The 15636-nt window shown below is 59.0% G+C and carries 15 protein-coding genes; 8 read left to right on the top strand and 7 right to left on the bottom strand.

The features are described from left to right. Positions 1-249: 249 nt before the first annotated feature. Both AR456_RS13165 and AR456_RS13170 read left to right on the top strand, forming a co-directional pair. Positions 250-1257, top strand: a complete 1008-nt coding sequence (locus tag AR456_RS13165) for an NADP-dependent oxidoreductase (RefSeq protein WP_021818916.1) — start codon at positions 250-252, stop codon at positions 1255-1257. Positions 1258-1482: 225 nt separating this feature from the next. Further along, on the top strand, positions 1483-2388 hold the full coding sequence (locus tag AR456_RS13170; RefSeq protein ID WP_021818914.1) for a complex I NDUFA9 subunit family protein: 906 nt from the start codon (positions 1483-1485) through the stop codon (positions 2386-2388). A gap of 39 nt (positions 2389-2427) precedes the next feature. Here the strand turns inward: AR456_RS13170 and gloA are convergent, their stop codons facing one another. The 3 genes from gloA to AR456_RS13185 all read right to left on the bottom strand — a co-directional run bounded on the left by gloA (position 2428) and on the right by AR456_RS13185 (position 5271). After that, positions 2428-2967 (bottom strand): lactoylglutathione lyase, encoded by a 540-nt coding sequence (gene gloA / locus AR456_RS13175; RefSeq protein WP_021818913.1) that lies wholly within the window; start codon positions 2965-2967, stop codon positions 2428-2430. A 98-nt stretch (positions 2968-3065) separates the two neighbouring features. Then, entirely contained in the window at positions 3066-4649 is a 1584-nt protein-coding gene (locus tag AR456_RS13180; RefSeq protein WP_021818912.1) for a GMC family oxidoreductase, read from the bottom strand. Positions 4650-4698: 49 nt separating this feature from the next. Then, on the bottom strand, positions 4699-5271 hold the full coding sequence (locus AR456_RS13185) for a twin-arginine translocation signal domain-containing protein (RefSeq protein ID WP_021818911.1): 573 nt from the start codon (positions 5269-5271) through the stop codon (positions 4699-4701). 267 nt (positions 5272-5538) lie between these two features. Between AR456_RS13185 and AR456_RS13190 the strand changes: the two genes are divergently transcribed. Further along, positions 5539-5838 carry a ribbon-helix-helix domain-containing protein gene (locus tag AR456_RS13190; RefSeq protein ID WP_021818909.1) on the top strand — a complete coding sequence of 100 codons (300 nt, stop codon included), beginning with the start codon at positions 5539-5541 and terminating at the stop codon, positions 5836-5838. A gap of 213 nt (positions 5839-6051) precedes the next feature. Further along, positions 6052-7521 carry an alanine/glycine:cation symporter family protein gene (locus AR456_RS13195; RefSeq protein ID WP_021818908.1) on the top strand — a complete coding sequence of 490 codons (1470 nt, stop codon included), beginning with the start codon at positions 6052-6054 and terminating at the stop codon, positions 7519-7521. A gap of 174 nt (positions 7522-7695) precedes the next feature. Here the strand turns inward: AR456_RS13195 and AR456_RS13200 are convergent, their stop codons facing one another. Then, positions 7696-8616 (bottom strand): LysR substrate-binding domain-containing protein, encoded by a 921-nt coding sequence (locus tag AR456_RS13200; RefSeq protein ID WP_021818907.1) that lies wholly within the window; start codon positions 8614-8616, stop codon positions 7696-7698. 153 nt (positions 8617-8769) lie between these two features. Between AR456_RS13200 and AR456_RS13205 the strand changes: the two genes are divergently transcribed. The 4 genes from AR456_RS13205 (at position 8770) to AR456_RS13220 (ending at position 12014) form a co-directional block, all read left to right on the top strand. Further along, positions 8770-9654, top strand: coding sequence for a pirin family protein (locus AR456_RS13205; protein ID WP_021818906.1), 885 nt, complete (start codon positions 8770-8772; stop codon positions 9652-9654). Between the two features lie 81 nt (positions 9655-9735). Next, positions 9736-10356 carry an isochorismate family cysteine hydrolase YcaC gene (gene ycaC, locus AR456_RS13210; protein ID WP_021818905.1) on the top strand — a complete coding sequence of 207 codons (621 nt, stop codon included), beginning with the start codon at positions 9736-9738 and terminating at the stop codon, positions 10354-10356. A gap of 107 nt (positions 10357-10463) precedes the next feature. Then, complete coding sequence (locus AR456_RS13215; protein WP_021818904.1) at positions 10464-11402, top strand: pirin family protein; 939 nt, start codon at positions 10464-10466, stop codon at positions 11400-11402. 30 nt (positions 11403-11432) lie between these two features. Then, a complete protein-coding gene (locus tag AR456_RS13220) occupies positions 11433-12014 on the top strand; it encodes an NADPH-dependent FMN reductase (RefSeq protein WP_021818903.1) in 582 nt (193 codons plus the stop codon). 83 nt (positions 12015-12097) lie between these two features. On the opposite strand, the gene AR456_RS13225 is transcribed toward AR456_RS13220, so the two are convergent. The 3 genes from AR456_RS13225 to AR456_RS13235 all read right to left on the bottom strand — a co-directional run bounded on the left by AR456_RS13225 (position 12098) and on the right by AR456_RS13235 (position 15636). Then, positions 12098-13597 (bottom strand): sodium:solute symporter family protein, encoded by a 1500-nt coding sequence (locus tag AR456_RS13225; RefSeq protein WP_021818902.1) that lies wholly within the window; start codon positions 13595-13597, stop codon positions 12098-12100. Between the two features lie 163 nt (positions 13598-13760). Further along, positions 13761-14153 carry a RidA family protein gene (locus AR456_RS13230; protein WP_021818901.1) on the bottom strand — a complete coding sequence of 131 codons (393 nt, stop codon included), beginning with the start codon at positions 14151-14153 and terminating at the stop codon, positions 13761-13763. Continuing rightward, on the bottom strand, positions 14143-15636 hold the full coding sequence (locus AR456_RS13235) for an N-acyl-D-amino-acid deacylase family protein (RefSeq protein ID WP_031207727.1): 1494 nt from the start codon (positions 15634-15636) through the stop codon (positions 14143-14145). Before AR456_RS13235 ends, AR456_RS13230 begins: the two co-directional genes overlap by 11 nt.

Consider the following 15636-nt stretch of genomic DNA (forward strand, 5'->3'; position numbering starts at 1 on the left):
TACAGCTGTTTTATTTGTAATAGACTGGTCTAGTAAAAATCGATCAGGCACATTTCCGTACAACGACGTACGCTGATGGCGCAGGTCATGACGTCACGGATTGCTTTGATGTCATGTTTGCTGTGATGTCATGGGTTGCTGTGACACCAATCGCCATCCGACGCCTACCGGCTCAATACGCTCGATGTCATCTGAGCGGCCATCAATCAACGGCCGTCATCAGCCAAAGAGAGGTTTCAGGAGACCATCATGCAGTCGAACTACTACACCATTCGCCAATACCCTCAGGGCACTCCCGGTATAGAGCTATTTGAACGCCAACAGCAGGTATTACCTGAGCTGAAGGACGGTGAAGTACGTATTCGCAATAGCTGGCTTTCGGTTGATCCCTACATGCGTGGGCGCATGAGTGGCGTGAAAACCTATGTCGATCCTTTCACTCTCAACGAGCCGCTCGAAGGTGCTGCCGTCGGTCACGTTATCGAATCACTCGATTCACGCTTCCAGCCAGGGGACAAGGTCTCGCATATGGCAGGCTGGCGCGATGTCGCTCAACTGCCCGCGGATGCCGTAACGCCACTGCCCGATATCGCCGTTCCCGAACAGGCTTGGCTGGGTGTGCTGGGCATGCCCGGTATGACCGCATGGACAGGCCTCAATGCCATCGCCAACATGCGTGACGGCGATAATGTGCTGGTCAGTGCGGCCAGTGGTGCTGTCGGCTCTCTCGCCGTACAACTGGCCAAGGCCAGCGGCGGCACTGTTGTCGGTCTCGCAGGGTCCCAGGCCAAACGTGACTGGCTGGAATCACAGGGCATCAAGGCCGTGGACTATCGCAACAAGACAGCTGAGCAGTTGACTGAGGATCTTCGCTCCGCCTGTCCTGACGGATTCGATATCTATTACGAGAACGTAGGAGGCGTGTGCCTGGAAGCGGCACTGAATTGCCTCAAGGTGGGAGCTCGTATCGCGGTCTGCGGCATGATCTCACGCTACAACGACACCGAATCGGTCGCGGGCCCATCCAACCTGGCGATGATCCTGATCCGCCGTGCCCGCATGCAAGGCTTCATCATCTTCGACCACTGGGATGAATATCCACAGTTCGTGGCCGAAATCGGTCCCCGAGTCGCCGCTGGTGAAATCAGTTATACCGAGACGGTTAGACACGGCCTCGATGCCACCCCGCGTGCCTTCCTGGAGCTTTTCGAAGGCGCCAATCAGGGCAAGATGCTGGTCCAGTTGGAGAACGGCTGATCGCCTCTGGCGATACTTATCAATGCCGGCGCCAGGCAACCAGCCCTGTCTCATGTATGCGAGACAGGGCTGGTCTCTGTGCGGCATTGGAATATCAGCTCTGCACATCATGGCCGGCGGCACTCTCACTGATATACTCAGCGGGGCGCAACCTCACCGCCAGTGGCTGCTGGAGATGAGCCGATTGCGTGACACTCAGTCCCGCAAGGAGCCGTCGGACATCACATGAACCTGGATCCTCGCCCCGTTGTGGTACTCGGCGGCACCGGCATGGTCGGACGCACTCTGGTACGCGAATTGTTCTACAGCGGCCAACATGTCCGTGTCGCCTGTCGTCGCCCCGTGCTGCCCAACGATGTCGAAGCGGACGATCCCATCTTCGCCTGTCCCTGCGACATTACCGACGAAGAAAGTCTCAAGCCGGTACTCGAGGGAGCGCGTGCGGTCGTCAACGCCGTCAGCCTATACCAGCAACATCGCAATACCAGCTTTCAGCAGATTCATGTCGAAGGAGCCGCACGCCTCGCGCGACTGGCGCGGGCCGCCGGAGTTGACCAATACCTGCAGATATCCGGCATCGGTGCCCGCCTTGATTCGCCCTCCCCGTACGTGCGCTCCCGCGCCGAGGGCGAGCGTGCCGTCATGGCGGAGATTGCCCGCGCCATTATTCTGCGCCCCAGCGTCATGTACGGGCCCGACCAGGGTTTAGTGGCAACCTTGGCCAGGTTGACGAGGCTGCCACTGGTGCCACTGTTCGGAGATGGTGAGGTACGCCTGCAACCGCTTCATGTCGGCGATTTCGCCAGTGCGATAAGTCGGCTGACCGCCAGGCCGGAAACACCACAGGCACTGTTCGAACTCGGAGGGCCTGATCGCCTCAGTTGGCGCCAACTGGTCACGCTGGTGGCGGCTCACCTGGATCGTGACCCTCGCCTGGTGCCAGTACCAATGGCCGTCTGGCATGCCCTGGCCATCGGCATGTCGGTGTTGCCTTCTCCCCCCCTGACGCGAGACATGCTGTGGTTACTCGCCGAGGACAACACCGTGGGCGACAATGTGGCAGGCTTCCGCCAGCTCGATATCACCCCGCGCACACTGCGAGAAAGTCTGCCTGCCTGTCTGCCACACTGATGCTGCGAGGCCTGCGCGAACAAGTGCGCAGGCCCAGCATCATTTCCCGACGCGGCTCATCAGATCCGGCTGCACCACCTCGATCCAGTAACCATCCGGGTCCTTGACGAAGACCACGTCCTTCAACTTGCCCTGCTCTGGACGCTTGATGAATTCCACTTCATTGGCATCGAACCATGTCACTGCGGCCTGCAGATCAGGCACGCTGAAGCAGATATGCCCAAAGCCCTGAGGCTCGGCATTGCCGTCATGATAGATGCGCCCCTCCTGCTCCTCGGTGCCCCAGTTATGAGTCAACTCGAGTAACCCCACCTGGGAGAAGGTCCAATTGGTGCGCTCATCCGTCTCGCTCGGAACCGTAGAGCCCTCGTCGAGACACGTCAGAAAGTACAGCGAGAAGTTCAGTTCCTCGAAGTCCAGGCGCCGCAACACACTCATGCCAAAGACCCGTGAGTAGAAACGCAGTGACACTTCCGGGTCCTTGACCCGCAGCATACTGTGATTGAGGCGAAAACCACGTGTCTGTGCGGGAGCAGCTTCAACGCCGGGATGCGTCTCTCCCTGGATCTGATTACTCATGCAATACTCCTTTCATGAAGTCAGTTGATCGGATAACAGTTGATGGCCGGATGATGAATCGGCCACACCAGCCGAGCCCTTTCTGCCTGATGAAGACATCAAATGGCGCCCTGACGCATCTGCTGGCCAATGAACTCCGCCTGGCGGAGCGCCAACGACACAATGGTCAGGGTTGGGTTCTCGGCGCCGGAGGTGGTGAACTGGCTACCGTCGGAAATGAATAGATTGGCAATTTCATGGGTCTGTCCATGCCCATTGCATACGCCATCCTCAGGGCGCTCGCTCATGCGGCAGGTACCGAGGTTATGGGTCGACGGATAGGGTGGCACTTCATAGACATCGCGTGCCCCCACCGACTCATAAAGCGCACGCCCCTGCGCGTAGGCATGTTGGCGCATGGCAACGTCATTGTCGTGATCGTCATAGTGCACATTGGCCACCGGTAGACCAAAACGATCCAGCACATCCGTATTAAGCGTGACCCGATTGGTGGCTTGTGGCATGTCCTCGCCCACCAACCACATACCGGCCATATGATCATATTGATCGAGGGCTCCCGTAAAGTCTGGCCCCCAGGCACCAGGATCAAGAAACGCTGCCATGAACGGAAGTCCCAGCGACAGGGTTTCCATCTCATAGCCACCGACAAAGCCCCGCTCGCGGTCATGGTATGACTCATCGGGAATGATCCCGGCCATGGTCGTGCCGCGATACATATGTACTGGCTCATCAAAAGTGGCATACACCGAGCCGGTCATGTGACGCATATAGTGACGTCCAACATGGCCCGCGCCGTTGGCCAGGCCATCCGGGAAGCGACTGCTGGCGGAATTGAGCAGCAGTCTGGGCGTCTCGATGGAGTTGCCGGCAACAGCCACTAACCTGGCCCGTTGGCGCTGTTCGTTACCCTGCGCATCGAAATAGACCACCGCATTGACCCGCCCCTGATCATCGTGCTCGATACGCGCGACATGGGCCTCGGCGCGCAACTCCAGATGACCCGTCTCGATGCCGGCGGGAAGTTCGGTGTAGAGCGTCGACCACTTCGCCTGCATCTTGCAGCCCTGGAAGCAGAATCCTCGCTGCTGACAGGCGGCGCGACCATCCCGCACCGTGCTGTTGATGGCCATATGTCCGGTATTGCAGGAGTACCCCATGTTCTGGGCGCCGGCATACATGACCTTGAAGTTGTTGTTACCCGGCAAGCCCTTGTTGTCATTGGTGCGCGTCACGCCCATGCGCTGTTCGGCACGATCATACCAGGGAGCCAGATCCTCAAGGCTCAAGGGCCAATCGAGCAACGCAGCTCCCGCTACTTCACCGTAGTGAGTCAGGGCCCGGAACTCATGTTCCTGAAAACGCAGACTGGCGCCCGCCCAGTGCACCGTCGTGCCGCCCACCGACTTGACGATCCAAGCGGGAAGCTCGGGAAAGTCCTTCGCGAGGCGCCAGCTACCGGACGTGGTCCGCCGGTCGAGCCAGGACAATTGACTGAAGGCGCCCCACTCATCGGCGAGGAAGTCCGCTGCCGTGTGAAGTTTTCCGGCCTCCAGCACCACCACGTCAATGCCCTGCTGGGCCAGTTCATTGGCCAGAGTGCCGCCCCCTGCTCCTGAGCCAATTACCACGACAACACTGTCATCATCGAGGGCAAACGTTTTCTGATTGTCGGTCATGGTCATGATGACCTCTCCTCATTGGTATTATTGTCAGTCACGATGGTCCACTGGATCAGGCACTCGGCTCCTCGAACGGCAGATATCCCGCCTCAGGCTGAGGCGGATCCGGTAACCAGGAAAGGTCGTTGAAGCCCTGAGATAGATAGCCCGGGTTGCCCTTCTCTCCTTCATAACCAAAATGCGCGAAGGCCAGAGGGTTGTTGTACAACGAGACCACCGCGTCGCCACGCACCAACTCAAAGAACGGAGTTCCCGACATTTCCTTCAGGCTGGCCAGGCGCTTGTCATCCTCAAGGGCCAACCAATCACCTCCAGCACTTTCATCCAACGCCGCAATACCGGCATGGATCTGCTCGGATACCCCAGCATCGGCTGCCTTGCCATCCAGACTCTTGACCACCATGGCGTACACTGCATCCTCGAGATCAGCATGAGGAAACAACTGTCGAGTCACAGCCAGCAGCACTTCCCCCTGACGACTACTCAGATGATCCAGCGACATGGCCCAACTACGGCTGGGTGCCAGCAGCGCGATAGGCCCAGAGGCAAAGGCCAGGGTGCCCGCCAGCATTCCACCGCTGGCCTTGAGAAACACGCGACGGGATAGAGACAGGTTTGTTGTCATGATTGTTCTCCTCGATAGCGGATCGTCACCGATCCGATGGCTGGAGCCCGCCACGGCAACGCGCTCCATACCTTTCATATCTATCCTGGGCGGAATATGCGCAAAAGGGGTAATAGTGGGTTACTACGTCGACCATGGTCTAATTCGGCTGGCCTTCCATCGCCACCAGAGTGATAGTCATCAATGACGAGTCGCCATGGGCCATCACTCTCAGGTGCAACTCGTCATTATCAAGCGCCAGCACCAGTCATCAGCAGGAGTTCCGTTATGTGTTACATGTACGCCTCGACTGATCCATCCCGCTACGAATGCACCACACGCTCTGTCAGATTGCAGGGCTGCGTGACCAGCGTGCGTCTCGAGAATGAGTTCTGGGAAATTCTCGAGCAGATTGCCAGTGGCCAGCAGCTGTCCACCGCTCAATTCATCAGCCAATTGCACGGCGAGGTATTTGCCAGCCGTGGCGAAGTTCCCAACCTGGCATCACTGTTGAGAGTCGCCTGTGCTGTTTATCAACAGAACACAATGCAGGACGCCACTCCGCAACGAAGCGTATCGATGGGATAAGGAAGCGTCCCTGAGAGTTGATCAGCGCCCTGCAACCAATCCCCTCTTGTGGAGAAATGGACGACTCATCAGAAAGAATGAAAAAACCATCACCTTCAGACAGTAGATTCCTTGGCAAGGCGACGATCCACTGATGCAAAATGTCGGCTATCCTTGTATTCCCAGTCGATTCGTGAAGAATGGCCCGCTCCAGAAACGACGGAACATAACGATATGACATCGATCATCGACCTATTCAATGACCTGGTCTCTGCCGGTAATGGAGTGATCTGGGGCAAGCTACTGGTCTATGTGCTGATCGGCGCAGGCCTGTATTTCACCGTCATGACTCGCGGCATCCAGTTCCGCTTCTTTGGCCACATGTTTTCCCTGCTCAAGGGATCGCGTCAGGGCGGCGAAGGCATTTCTTCCTTCCAGGCTCTGTCCACCAGCCTCGCGGCTCGTGTGGGTACCGGTAATCTGGCGGGTGTCGCCGTAGCCATCTATCTGGGTGGCCCCGGCGCTATCTTCTGGATGTGGATGACCGCGTTGGTTGGCATGGCCACCAGCTTCATCGAGTCGACCCTGGCCCAGGCCTACAAGGTCGATCATGGTGACAAGACCTTCCGCGGAGGCCCGGCTCGCTACATCGAACAGGGCCTCGGGCAACGCTGGATGGCAGTCGCCTTCTCGGTGTGTCTGATCATCGCCTTCGGCCTGGCCTTCAACAGTGTGCAGTCCAATTCCATCGCTCAGGCCATGGATCAGGCATTCGGCATCCCCACCTGGGTAATGGGCATCGCGCTGATCGTAGTGGTCACACCAATCATCTTTGGCGGTTTGCGTTCCATCGCCAGAGTCGCTGAGTTGATCGTGCCGATCATGGCGCTGTTTTACCTCGCCGTTGCCCTGTTTGTCATTGCCACCAATATCAGCGAACTGCCCAGTGCACTGGCACTGGTGTTCAACAGTGCCTTCGGCCTCGAAGAAGCCGCTGGTGGTGCGGTCGGATATGCCGTCGCCCAGGCAATGATGCAAGGTATCAAGCGCGGCCTGTTCTCCAACGAAGCCGGTATGGGTTCCGCACCCAACGTTGCCGCCACTGCCAGCACCCAACCCAATCATCCTGCGGCCCAGGGCTTCATGCAGATGCTCGGCGTGTTCTTCGATACGCTGGTGATCTGTACTGCTACCGCTTCGGTGATCATTCTCTCCGAACCGGCACTGCAGAGCGGTGATGCGCCCAATGGCATCCAACTGACCCAGATAGCTCTGTCTGAACACGTTGGCTCCTGGGGTTCGACCTTCATCGCTATCGCCATTCTGCTGTTTGCCTTTACTTCGCTGATCGCCAACTACTCCTACGGTGAATCCAATATCGAGTACATTGCCGGCAAGCGTCGTGCGGCCCCGGCGATCTTCATCTATCGCCTCGCCGTACTGGCGATGATCATGCTCGGTGCTGTCGCCCAGCTCAAGACCATCTGGAACTTCGCCGACCTGTCGATGGGTATGATGGCGCTGATCAACCTGGTGGCGATTCTGCTGTTGTCGCCGCTGGCCTTTGCCATCTTCCGCGACTACGAGCGGCAGCTGAAGGCTGGTGTAGAACCGACCTTCGACCCCAGCCAGTTTCCGCGATTGAGCAACAAGGTCGACCCCAATGCCTGGCCGACTCCGGTCGAACACCAGCGCGAGTCCTGAGCGGACTCCTACGCTACCCGCACTGACTTACGCCAGACGCCACGACAATGATCGTGGCGTCTGCGTTTTACCCTCACAAACGGGAGATTCTCGACCGAGCTGCCCTACCAGCACCGGGCAACCCGGCAATCAAGCCGTGCAGGCATACGACCCGTTCTATGCAAGGAGTCATCGTCATGATGGCTCCGGCAAGGCAAAGTCGACGTCCTCCAGCGCATCATCGAGAAAGTCCAGCAGGGCCCTGACCGAGGGCAGCTGGCCTCTACGGCTGGGATAGACCGCATGCACGATCCCGTCCCGCGGCTCCCAGCCGGGCACCACATCCACCAGCCGCTGCTGGTGCAGGTCAGTGCCCGCACTGACCAGTGGCAGACGTGCCACCCCCAGCCCTTCCAGACAGGCTCGCTGCAGCAGGCGTACATCATCGGTCACCAGGCGCGGTTGATGATGAATCTCGCAACTACCGCCCTCGCGGCCCTCAAGTTGCCAACGATGGCGGTGGTCCACTTCGTCGAAATCCAGGCTAGGCCAAACCTTCAGATCCTCGGGAGACGACGGCATGCCCATGCGCTCCACCAATGATGGTGCCGCCAGCAAGCGCTGTGGGCTGCGCGACAACACTCGCATGATCAGATCACTGTCTTCCAATGGAGGATAACGCACACGTATTGCCAGATCGAAACCCTCGCGAACGACATCCACGCGACGGCTGGTAGCGACCACATCCAGCTGTATCTGGGGGCATTGCTGCATGAATCTCGACAACAGTGGCGCAAACAACACCTCGAGCAGGCTAGGTGGGCAACTCAATCGAATCCGGCCACGAGGCTCGGCGCGGTGGCGAGCAACGACCTCCTCGGCGGCCTCGGCCTGCCACAACATCTGCTGGCAATGCCGATAGAACTCCTGGCCCAGCTCAGTCACGACAAACTGGCGCGTCGAGCGATGGATCAATCGGACTTCCAGGCGCTCTTCCAGTGCCGCAACCCGCCGGCTAAGTCGCGACTTGGGCATGCCCAACGCGCGCCCGGCTGCGGCGAAACCACCATGATCGACAACTTGCACGAAGTAATAGAGATCATTGAGATCCTGCATGCCATGGCTCCGAGCGATTGTTTTCTGCCTCATCGTTCTGCCAGTGGAACGATGAGTTGTAAATTCACTATCTACCTCACTCATTGTTGCACGTCTAGTATGGATGACATAAGGAATTGGGCATCGCCCTCTCCCACCTGAAGGAGAACTTCAATGACCAACAAGCAGCTTATTGCCGTCCACGGCGCCCCGCATGGCCACTGGGTTGGCGATGGTTTTCCCGTCCGCTCACTGTTCAGCTATGACCGCTTTGGCGCCGAGCGCATCAGTCCCTTTCTATTGCTCGACCACGCCGGTCCCTGGCACTTCGAACCCGCTGATAAACCACGCGGCGTCGGTAGCCATCCACATCGTGGCTTTGAAACTGTGACGTTCGTCAGCAAGGGCGAAGTTGCCCACCGCGACTCATCCGGCGGTGGCGGCACCATCGGGCCTGGCGAAGTGCAGTGGATGACCGCTGGTGCGGGGATTATCCACGAGGAATTCCATTCCGAGGCCTTCACACAGCAAGGCGGTGATATGGAAATGGTCCAGCTATGGATCAACCTGCCGGCACGAGACAAGAGCACACCTCCGGCTTACCAGACCCTGACTCAGGACCGGATCCCGGTGGTTAACCTGGGTGACGATATCGGCACACTGCGTGTGGTGGCGGGCCAGTATCAACAGGCCACAGGACCGGCGAGAACCTTCACACCGATCAACGCCTGGCAGTTGGATCTGGTGCAGGACGCAGAAACCGAGTTGGTGTTGCCGGAAGGACATACCAGCCTGATCGTCGTCCAGCAAGGTACCGTGCTGGTGCAGGGCCAGGACATTGCACGCGCGTCCGACCTGATCGAGCTGTCTCGCGATGGTCAAGGCGTCACGCTCAGCGCCAACAATGCCGCACGCCTGGTGGTACTGACCGGCGAGCCCATTGATGAGCCGGTAGTAGGCTACGGCCCCTTCGTGATGAACAGCGAAGAGGAAATCCGTGAGTCCTTCGAGGCGTTTCAACAGGGGCGCTTTGGTGCCCTTGCAGTCGAAAAGGCGTAACACACGCCCTGTCCCGACCTCACCGTCATCCATGGCTCCACGACGGTGAGGTCTTCCCCAGGCATCTTCTGGAGGTACATCATGAGCAAGCCCTATGTTCGACTCAACAAGGACGACGTCGCGGTACTGATGGTCGACCACCAGGCAGGACTGCTGTCTCTGGTCAGAGACTTCGATCCCGACGTGTTCAAGAACAATGTGCTGGCACTGGCCGATATCGCCAGCTTCTTTGAGCTGCCGACGATCCTCACCACCAGCTTCGAGGACGGCCCCAACGGCCCCCTGGTCCCTGAACTCAAGGAGATGTTTCCCGAAGCGCCCTATATTGCCCGTCCGGGGCAGATCAATGCCTGGGACAACGAAGATTTCGTGGCCGCCGTCAAGGCCACCGGCAAGAAGCAATTGTTGATTGCCGGTGTCGTCACCGAAGTCTGCGTTGCCTTCCCGGCGCTGTCCGCCGTCGAAGCGGGTTATGACGTCTTTGTCGTCACTGATGCCTCGGGTACCTTCAACCCTGTCACTCGCGATGCTGCATGGCAACGCATGAGCCAGGCAGGCGTTCAGCTGATGTCCTGGTTTGCCGTCGGCGGAGAACTGCATCGCGACTGGCGCAATGACATCGAAGGTTTCGGAGGTCTCCTGGCTGGCCACCTGCCCGCCTACTCGAACCTGATGCAGAGCTATGCCCAACAAGCCCGATAACACTGCCCCTGGGATGAGGCCACGAAGCCATTCGTCCAAGGCCCGGATGGCTCCGTGGGTACTGAAATCAGGCTATCCTCAACTGGCACCCTTCTCGAGGCATGATCATGAGTCTTCACGAAACCCCAACCCGAGTCTCTGCATCCCGTGATTGCCCCGTTGTCGACGGGCGCCGTCAGATTCAGCACATCACCTCGCGAGAAGCCGATGTGGGTGGACTGCCGATTCATCGCGCCATACCCACCCGAGAGCGGCGCACCATCGGCGCCTGGTGTTTTCTCGACCATGCTGGCCCCAGCATCCTGCGCGAAAGCCAAGGGATGAAAGTCGGGCCACATCCGCATACCAGCCTACAGACCTTTACCTGGATACTCGAAGGTGAGGTTCACCACCGCGACAGTCTCGGCAGCGATCAGGTAATTCGCCCCGGCGAGGTCAATCTGATGACCGCGGGACATGGCATCAGCCATACCGAAGTCAGCCTCGACAACTCTCCTCGCCTACATGCCGCCCAACTATGGATCGCCCTGCCCCACGCGCACCGTCATATAGAGCCGCGCTTCGATCACTACGCCGAACTGCCGCAATGGACACGCGACGGCGCTGATTTCACTTTGCTGATTGGCGAGTTCGAAGGGCGGCAAGCCGCCACCTTGAGCTTTTCGCCATTGGTTGGCATCGATGTTGTCGGCAGTGACAGCCGTATTACTCTGCCCTTGCGTGAGGATTTTGAATACGGACTGCTGGTGCTCGAAGGCAGCGCCAGCCTCGATGGCGATCCCTTCATCACCGATGAGCTGGGCTATCTGGGGATGGGGCGTCAGCAGCTTGAACTGCAACTGGCCACCGATAGCCGCGTCCTGCTGATCGGCGGCCAGCCATTGAAAGACAACATTCTGATGTGGTGGAACTTCGTCGGCCATAGCCGTGAGGAGATCATCGACGCCCAGCGCGACTGGGAAGCCGCCAGCGAACGCTTCGGTAGCGTCCCCGGCTGGCAAGGTGCAAGACTGGAAGCCCCGCCGATTCCGTGGCAGAAGTCGTAGTTCAGTAGTCTCAACCAACAGGAGCATCGCATGAGCCATACCCCTCGTATTCTGGTATTCGCCGGTAGTGCCCGCGAAGCCTCTTTCAACAAGCGCCTGGCGCAATTGATGGCATCACGCATCGGGGCCCTGGGCGGCGAGGCCAACTTCATCGATCTGCGTGACTATCCGATGCCCCTCTACGATGGTGATAGTGAGGAAGCCGTGGGCCTACCCGAGAATGCCCGCCATCTCAAACGGCTATTCATGGAGCACGAGGGGCTCGCTATTGCCTCTCCTGAATACAATGGCTTCATTACGCCGTTGCTCAAGAACACCATCGATTGGGTATCGCGCCCGGATGGTGACACCAACGGCCTGCTTCCTTACCAGAACAAGGTCGCCGTGATCTGCGGCGCATCACCGGGAGGGTTGGGTGGCCTTCGTGCCCTGCCATTATTGCGCCAGCTACTCAGTAATATTGGCGTTACGGTGCTGCCTGATCAGTTGGCTGTGGGCGGGGCCGGTAAGGCCTTCGACGACCAGGGATTATTGGCCGATGCCGGTCAGGCGAAAACCCTTGATGGCATCTGCCAGCGGCTGATTGACACCCTGGAGCGCCAGCAAGGCTGACCCCGCAAGACCGTAGTTCTCTTAACGAACAGCGCCCGTGATCGTAGGATCACGGGCGCTGTTATTGATGCTGCAAATGACCATCAAGCTCCGGCTGGCTTGCCCTTGCTGCCCAACGGCACTTCCGGCACAGCTTCCATGCGCTTACGCTCCTCGGAAATCTTCTCCAGCGCCTGTTCATCGGTGAGTCTCGAAGCCGGTGTCAGCAGACTGACTACCACACCCGCCAGCGCAGACAGTACCACCGAGGGAATCGCCGGGTTGCCCCAGAATGTCTTCCAATCCGGCATCACATAGAGCATCACCAAAGACGTTACCGAAGCAACAACCAGCGATGCCATTGCTCCCTGCCAGTTGTAACGTGGCCAGAAGCGCCCCAGCATCCCACATACGAACATGCCGGAAAGCACCGTAGACACCATGCTGGTGATGTACTTGATGACATTGTCCGAAGACAGCGCGAAGGCCAGCGCCAGACCAATGGTGAATACCAGCCCCAGTCGTGAGAAGCGAACCACATTGGCCGCCGAGGGCGCACGACCCTTGAACAGCACATAGACGTCGCGAATCAGGGTTGTGACACCAGCGATGGCGTCACTACTGGCACTCGACATGGTGGCCGACAGGCCAGCGACGAGCAGCAGCAGGCCCAGCCACAGCGGCAGCACCTCAGTGGCCAGGTACGGGAAGGCAAAGTTGGTATTTTCCAACTCTGGGTTCAGCGCATAAGTGGCCATACCGATGATCGCCGGCACGATGGAAAACGCCATATACAGCACACCGGTCACCAGGAAGGAACGGCGTACCGAACCGGCGGATGCACCGGAATAGATCCGCTGGCGGAAGGAAGGCGTGGCCAGCACCCCGACGGCGATGACTGCTGACAGAGAAATGGCGGGAATCAGTCCGATCTTGTCTATACCAAGGAAACTGAGTGCCGCCGGGTCAATCTGCTCGCTGATTGCGCCGAAGCCTCCGGCATCGAACACCGCGACTGCAGCCATCAGGAAGAAACCGATGAACAGCACAACCGCCTGCACAGTATCGGTCCATACCACGGCCATATAACCGCCGATCACACAGTAGACACCGAAGCCAAGCGCAACGATCAACTTGGCCTGCCATGCCGGAATATCCGCCATCCAAGCTAGATACAGGCCGCCACCGAGGATATGCGCGCCCAACCAGCCGATACAGGCGATGTAGATCAGCAGCGCTACAACGTTACGCACAATGCGATTGGCGCCAACGTAGTAGGACAGCTCCTCACTCATGGTCATGAAGCGCAAGCGACGTACGCCGGAGAAACACACCGCCAGCAACAGCACGCCGATAGCGCCCCCGATACCGTAAAGCGCGCCCCCCCAGCCATTGGCATAACCGAAGCCGACCGCGCCCATACTGGAGCCGGTACCGACCATGGTCGCCACCGTGGTACCGATGGTCAGGAAGATCGGGACTCCACGTCCCCCGAGAAGAAAGTCGTCACCCGTACCACGATCGTTTCGCGAGACCCACCAACCGAAGAGGATCATGGCCACGATGTAGACAAAGAAAGTTACCAGGAAAAGATGACTGTTCATACAGACCTCTTATACTTGTCGTCCCGGTCGTTGCCGCGACCGGGCAGTAGACGTTTGCCGTTTGCTGTGCCTGGCGCCAGGTCCTTGCCGGGATCTGGCGCCCCCTACTGCTAGTCTTTCATCCAGTCGTATTTCTGCTTGCGGCCTGACGGCCTGGCCCGACTCAGGCGCGGTCGGCGCGATAGCAGGTCAGATCAACCTCCACCTTGCAGTCGACCACCAGGTCCTGAACGCTGCAGATACGTGCCGGCGGGTTATCCTGAAAGATCTCGGCGAAGACCTTGTTGAAGGACTGGAAGTAACGCGCATCGGTGAGTACCACGGTGACGTGCACCACATCCTCGACGCCGTACCCCGCCTCCCTGGCGATGGCGAAGCAGTTCTCGAACGCCAGACGAGACTGTTCGATGATGCCTCCTTCAACAACTTCACCATTGGTCATCGGCGTCTGTCCCGACACCTTCAGCCAACCACCGGCTTCCACTGCGCGGGAGAACGGCAGTCGCTGACCGCCAGTGCCTACACCGCCTTCTGCGCCATAACGTTTAATGCTCATGAGTGTTTTCCTTTCTATCGGGATGAGTTTGTGGCGTTGCTGCAAGGCGCTGTGAACGACGCAACATGCGTCCGCCGCGCGCTTTGCGAGCCACACCATCGACATATGAAGTCACGCCATTGACAACCACGCGCACGATGCCCGCAGCCGGGGCAATCGGCGCATCAAAAGTGGCAGAGTCCTCAAGCGCTTCCAGATCGAACAACACCAGGTCAGCGAAAGCGCCCTGGCGAATTTCTCCACGGTCCTCGAGACCGAAGGTGGCAGCCGACAAGCCTGTCATCTTGCGCACAGCCTCGGGCAGTGGCATCAGTTCCAGGTCACGGCTGTAATGTGCCAACACCCGTGGGAATGCTCCCCACAAGCGCGGATGAGGGTGCGGATCATTGGGCAGGCCATCAGAGCCGACCATGGACAGCGGATGCGACAGCACCAGACGCATGTCGTCTTCGCTCATGTTGTGGTACACCGCGCCAGCCGGCTGCAGACGACGAGCGGCATCCATCAGAGACAGCTTCCAGTCGGCGGCGATATCTGCCAACGCGCGGCGCGCCTGCTCAGGGTGCGGCTTCGACCAGGTGATGGTGATGGCGATCTCGTCGGTTACCTGACCGAGATCCAGCGTCGAGGAACCGGCGGTATAGGGATAGCAGTCGCAGTGCACACGCTGCTGCTGTGCAGCGTCTTCGAGCTGCTTGAGCGCCCGCGGCGCCTGGCCCCAGTTTCCGGCCCCCGCACACTTGAGATGAGAGATGACCAACGGAGCGCCAGCTTTGGAAGCGGTTGCAAAGGCCTCATCCATGGCCGCTGCCTGTCCAGCGAACTCATCGCGCAGATGGGTGGTATAGATGCCGCCGGCATTGGCAACGGCTTCGGCCAGAGGCAGAACCTCAGTGTCCGGAGCATGAAAGGCATTGCGATATGCCAGCCCGGTGCTCAGCCCCAGGGCGCCATCGGCCAGCGCCTGCTCCAGCGCGACACGCATACCAGCCACTTCCTCGGCAGATGCCGGACGTTTGAAGTCATCCATCACCTGGCTACGCAGGCTGGTGTGGCCGATCAAGGCCGCCACATTGACTGCCGGGCAGACCTTATCCACCGCGGTGGCATAATCGGCGAAGGTCGGCCAGGCGAAGTCAGCGACATCGCCCAGCAGGTTCATCGGGTCAGGCACTTCATCACGTAGCGTTACTGGCGATGCGCTGATACCACAATTACCGACAATCACCGTGGTCACACCCTGGCTGAGTTTAGGCAGCATCTCGGGAGTACGGATCACGTTGGTGTCATCGTGGGTGTGCACATCGATGAAACCCGGCGTCAGTACCAGACCATGGGCTTCCACTACATCATCAGCAGTGTGGGCATCCAGCTCACCAAGCGCAGAAATTCTGTCGCCCTTCACAGCGACATCGATGACGACGGGCTCACTGCCCTTGCCATCCAGCACGGTGGCGCGACGAATCAACAGGTCATGGTGCAT

This window comes from Halomonas huangheensis (assembly GCF_001431725.1).
Taxonomy (GTDB): Bacteria; Pseudomonadota; Gammaproteobacteria; order Pseudomonadales; family Halomonadaceae; genus Halomonas; species Halomonas huangheensis.

What these genes read in the sequence shown, in the direction of transcription:
- gloA (WP_021818913.1), bottom strand. Translation starts at nt 2,967, where the DNA reads ATGAGTAATCAGATCCAGGGAGAGACGCATCCCGGCGTTGAAGCTGCT.
- AR456_RS13190 (WP_021818909.1), top strand. Translation starts at nt 5,539, where the DNA reads ATGTGTTACATGTACGCCTCGACTGATCCATCCCGCTACGAATGCACC.
- AR456_RS13225 (WP_021818902.1), bottom strand. Translation starts at nt 13,597, where the DNA reads ATGAACAGTCATCTTTTCCTGGTAACTTTCTTTGTCTACATCGTGGCC.
- AR456_RS13185 (WP_021818911.1), bottom strand. Translation starts at nt 5,271, where the DNA reads ATGACAACAAACCTGTCTCTATCCCGTCGCGTGTTTCTCAAGGCCAGC.
- AR456_RS13195 (WP_021818908.1), top strand. Translation starts at nt 6,052, where the DNA reads ATGACATCGATCATCGACCTATTCAATGACCTGGTCTCTGCCGGTAAT.
- AR456_RS13200 (WP_021818907.1), bottom strand. Translation starts at nt 8,616, where the DNA reads ATGCAGGATCTCAATGATCTCTATTACTTCGTGCAAGTTGTCGATCAT.
- AR456_RS13230 (WP_021818901.1), bottom strand. Translation starts at nt 14,153, where the DNA reads ATGAGCATTAAACGTTATGGCGCAGAAGGCGGTGTAGGCACTGGCGGT.
- ycaC (WP_021818905.1), top strand. Translation starts at nt 9,736, where the DNA reads ATGAGCAAGCCCTATGTTCGACTCAACAAGGACGACGTCGCGGTACTG.
- AR456_RS13165 (WP_021818916.1), top strand. Translation starts at nt 250, where the DNA reads ATGCAGTCGAACTACTACACCATTCGCCAATACCCTCAGGGCACTCCC.
- AR456_RS13170 (WP_021818914.1), top strand. Translation starts at nt 1,483, where the DNA reads ATGAACCTGGATCCTCGCCCCGTTGTGGTACTCGGCGGCACCGGCATG.
- AR456_RS13205 (WP_021818906.1), top strand. Translation starts at nt 8,770, where the DNA reads ATGACCAACAAGCAGCTTATTGCCGTCCACGGCGCCCCGCATGGCCAC.
- AR456_RS13235 (WP_031207727.1), bottom strand. Translation starts at nt 15,636, where the DNA reads ATGCACCATGACCTGTTGATTCGTCGCGCCACCGTGCTGGATGGCAAG.
- AR456_RS13180 (WP_021818912.1), bottom strand. Translation starts at nt 4,649, where the DNA reads ATGACCATGACCGACAATCAGAAAACGTTTGCCCTCGATGATGACAGT.
- AR456_RS13220 (WP_021818903.1), top strand. Translation starts at nt 11,433, where the DNA reads ATGAGCCATACCCCTCGTATTCTGGTATTCGCCGGTAGTGCCCGCGAA.
- AR456_RS13215 (WP_021818904.1), top strand. Translation starts at nt 10,464, where the DNA reads ATGAGTCTTCACGAAACCCCAACCCGAGTCTCTGCATCCCGTGATTGC.